Source organism: Halomonas rhizosphaerae, from assembly GCF_030012485.1.
Taxonomy (GTDB): domain Bacteria; phylum Pseudomonadota; class Gammaproteobacteria; order Pseudomonadales; family Halomonadaceae; genus Halomonas; species Halomonas rhizosphaerae.
This window is the reverse complement of record NZ_JASCQQ010000033.1, coordinates 1-3,937: the sequence shown is the minus strand read 5'-3', so window position 1 is coordinate 3,937 and position 3,937 is coordinate 1. Positions and strand designations below refer to the sequence as shown.

General features: G+C 65.5%; 3 protein-coding genes. 2 read left to right on the top strand and 1 reads right to left on the bottom strand.

The window, feature by feature from the left end:
* On the top strand, positions 1-685 hold a 685-nt coding region (locus QLQ86_RS15490), incomplete at its 5' end, for an FAD-binding protein (RefSeq protein WP_282817553.1).
* A gap of 618 nt (positions 686-1,303) precedes the next feature.
* Positions 1,304-2,263 (top strand): NAD(P)H-dependent flavin oxidoreductase, encoded by a 960-nt coding sequence (locus QLQ86_RS15485; RefSeq protein WP_282817552.1) that lies wholly within the window; start codon positions 1,304-1,306, stop codon positions 2,261-2,263.
* 15 nt (positions 2,264-2,278) lie between these two features.
* Here the strand turns inward: QLQ86_RS15485 and QLQ86_RS15480 are convergent.
* On the bottom strand, positions 2,279-3,937 hold a 1,659-nt coding region (locus tag QLQ86_RS15480), incomplete at its 5' end, for an electron transfer flavoprotein-ubiquinone oxidoreductase (RefSeq protein ID WP_282817416.1).

Here is a 3,937-nt window from a genome sequence, read left to right as displayed (position 1 = left end):
CGGCGACTACAGCCACGTGCTGGCCTGTGCCTCCACCACCGGCAAGAACGTGCTGCCGCGCGTCGCCGCACTGAAGGACGTGGCGCAGATCTCCGAGATCATCGCGGTGGAGAGTGCCGACACCTTCAAGCGGCCGATCTACGCCGGCAACGCCATCGCCACCGTGCAGAGCGAGGACGCGCTGAAGGTGATCACCGTGCGCGCCACCGGCTTCGATGCGGTGGGCGAGGGGGGCAGCGCCAGCGTGGAGGCCGTCGACTTCGTCGCCGACAACGCCCAGTCCACCTTCGTCAAGGAGGCGCTGGCCCAGTCCGACCGCCCCGAGCTGGGGGCGGCCAAGGTGGTGATCTCCGGCGGCCGCGGCATGGGCAACGGCGAGAACTTCACGCTCCTCGAGGGCATCGCCGACAAGCTGGGCGCCGCCATCGGCGCTTCCCGGGCCGCGGTGGATGCCGGTTTCGTGCCCAACGACATGCAGGTGGGCCAGACCGGCAAGATCGTCGCCCCGGACCTCTACATCGCCGTGGGCATCAGTGGCGCCATCCAGCACCTGGCGGGCATGAAGGACTCCAAGGTGATCGTCGCCATCAACAAGGACGAGGAGGCACCGATCTTCCAGGTGGCCGATTATGGCCTGGTGGCTGATCTCTTCGAGGCCCTGCCGGAGCTGGAAAGCAAGCTGTAAGGAAGATCAGGATCTTCCCGGTGGCGCTCTCGACAGTCATCGGTCTCGTCGCTGATCTCTTCGAGGCCCTGCCGGAGCTGGAAAGCAAGCTGTAAGGAAGATCGGGATCTTCCAGGTGGCGCTCTCGACAGTCATCGGTCTCGTCGCGGATCTCTTCGAGGCGCTGCCGGAACTGGAAAGCAAGCTGTAAGGAAGATCGGGAACTTCCCGGTGGCGCTCTCGACAATCATCGGCCTCGTCGCGGATCTCTTCGAGGCGCTGCCGAAGCTGGAAAGCAAGCTGTAAGGAAGATCGGGATCTTCCCGGTGGCGCTCTCGACAGTCATCGGTCTCGTCGCGGATCTCTTCGAGGCGCTGCCGGAGCTGGAAAGCAAGCTGTAAGGAAGAACGGGATCTTCCCGGTGGCGCTCTCCATGACCTGCGGCCTCGTCGCGGACCTCTTCGAGGCGCTGCCGGAGCTCGAGCAGAAGTGGTAGGGAAGAGCGCTTCCAGGTCGCGCTTTGCAAAGGGGCGGCCTGGTCGCCGACCCGCTCGAGGCGCGGACTGAACTGGAAAACAAGCTGTATCGCTTCCCTGAATAGGCTCACTTTGGTGGGCCTTTTGTCGATCAGGAGACATTATGCTGGATTGGCTCGAAGGTTCCCTGCGACTGCCGGTGATCGGTTCCCCGATGTTCATTCTTTCCGGTCCCGAACTGGTGCTGGCTCAATGTCGGGCCGGTATCGTGGGGGCGTTTCCCGCCCTCAATGCACGCCCGGCGGAGGAGCTCGCGGTATGGCTCAGACGCATCACCGAGGGGCTCGCCGCTAGCCGTGAGGCGGAGCCCGGGCGCAGGATCGCGCCCTTCGCGGTCAATCTCATCGTGCATCCGACCAATGATCGTCTGGAGCACGATCTGGGGCTGTGTGCCGAGTTTCGTGTGCCCCTGGTGATCACCAGCCTGCACGCTCCAGATCGGGTCGTGGAGCGGGCGCACGACTATGGCGGGAAGGTCTTCCATGATGTGACGACCCTGCGCCATGCGGAAAAGGCCATCGATTGCGGTGTTGATGGACTGATCCTGGTAAGCAACGGGGCTGGTGGCCACGGCGGGCGCCTGAACCCCTTCGCCTTCGTGGCCGAGATGCGTCGGAGGTTCGATGGCCCTCTGGTCTTGGCCGGCGGTATCGGGCGCGGTGAGCAGATCCTGGCGGCCCAGGCGCTGGGGGCCGATCTGGTCTACATGGGCACGCGCTTCATCGCCAGTCACGAATCCAATGCGGTGGAGAACTATAAGCGCATGGTGGTCGAATCCCGGGCTGTCGATATCGTCTACAGTGACCTCTTTACCGGGGTGTACGGCAATTACCTGCGGGCCAGTATCGAGCGAGCCGGACTGGATCCTGATGACCTCCCGTCGGGTGACAAGCGCCAGATGCGCTACGGATCCGGCGGTGGCAGCAAGCCCAAGGCGTGGCGAGATATCTGGGGGGCTGGCCAAGGTGTCGGCTCTGTGCGGGCTCGGCAGAGCGTGGCCGAGATCGTGGAAGAACTGGAGCGGGACTATCTGAGCGCCGAGCAGCGACTGATCGGCCGATAGTCCCGGTGAGCCACCTTACATGTTGGGGTAGTTGGGCCCGCCGCCGCCTTCCGGTGCCACCCAGGTGATGTTCTGGGCCGGGTCCTTGATGTCGCAGGTCTTGCAGTGCACGCAGTTCTGGAAGTTGATCTGGAAGCGTGGCTTGCCGTCGTCGTCCTCGACCACCTCGTAGACCCCCACCGGGCAGTAGCGCTGGGCCGGTTCGGCATATTCGGGCAGGTTGTCGCGGATCGGCAGCTCGGGGTCGGCCAGCTTCAGGTGGCAGGGCTGGTCTTCCTCGTGGTTGGTGTTCGACAGGAACACCGAGGAGGGCTTGTCGAAGGAGAGCTTGCCGTCCGGTTTCGGGTAGTCGATCTTCTCGCACTCACTGGCGGGCTTGAGCGTCGCATGGTCCGGCGTGGTGTCGTGGAGGCTGGGCAGCTTGCCGCCGAGCAGCTGGTCGGCGAAGTTGTAGGCGCCGCCCAGGAAGGTGCCGTACTTGTGGATCGCCGGGCCGAAGCTGGCACTCTCCTTGAGTTCGGCGTAGGCCCAGCTGGTCTCCCACTTCTCGGTGAAGCGCGTCAGCTCCTGGCCGCCCTCGTCGCCCTCCGCGAGGGCCTCGAAGACGCTCTCCGCGGCCACCAGGCCGGACTTCATGGCGGTGTGCAGGCCCTTGATCTTGGCGAAGTTGAGCGTGCCGGCGTCGCAGCCGATCAGCAGCCCCCCGGGGAAGGTCATCTTCGGCAGGCAATTCAACCCGCCCTTGGCGATGGCGCGAGCCCCATAGGCGACGCGCTTGCCGCCCTCGAGATGTGTCGCCAGCACCGGATGGTGCTTCATGCGCTGGAACTCGTCGAAGGGCGACAGCCAGGGGTTCTGGTAGGAGAGGTCCATGATCAGGCCGACCACCACCTGCTGGTTCTCGGCGTGGTAGAGGAACCAGCCGCCGTGGGTGTGCTTGTCCAGCGGCCAGCCGGAGCCGTGCAGCACCAGCCCGGGTTCATGCTGCTCGGCGGGAATGTCCCACAGCTCCTTCAAGCCGATGCCATAGTGCTGCGGGTCCTTGCCCTCATCGAGCCCGAAGCGCTCGATCAGCCGCTTGCCCAGATGGCCCCGCGCCCCCTCGGCGAACAGGGTGTACTTGGCGCGCAGCTCCATGCCCGGCATATGGCCATCCTTGGGCTGGCCGTCGGCGCCCACGCCCATGTCGCCGATCAGTATGCCGCGCACGGTACCGTCCTCGTCCTGGATCACCTCCTGGGCGGCGAAGCCGGGGAAGATCTCCACGCCCAGCGCCTCGGCCTGCTCGGCCAGCCAGCGGCATAGGTTGCCGGCACTGATCACGTAGCGTGTCATGTCCCCGCCGGTGTTGTGCATGGAGGGCGGCACCAGCGCATTGGGCAGCTTCTGGCCCTTTTCGGCGTCCTTGAGCAGGTAGACCTCGTCGCGGGTGGCCGGCGTGGTCAGCGGGGCGCCCCGCTCCTCCCAGTCGGGGAAGAGCTCGGCCAGGGCGCGGGGTTCGAAGACCGCCCCGGAAAGGATATGGGCGCCCACCTCGGAGCCCTTCTCCACCACGCACACCGTCAGCTCCTGCTCCGCCTCGTTGGCCTGCTGCATCAGGCGAGCCGCCGCCGAGAGGCCCGAGGGTCCGGCGCCGACGATGACCACATCGAAGTCCATGGAATCGCGTTCGAC

Bases quoted from the DNA above. Each gene is read 5' to 3' on its own strand.
- QLQ86_RS15485 (WP_282817552.1), top strand. From the start codon at position 1,304: ATGCTGGATTGGCTCGAAGGTTCCCTGCGACTGCCGGTGATCGGTTCC.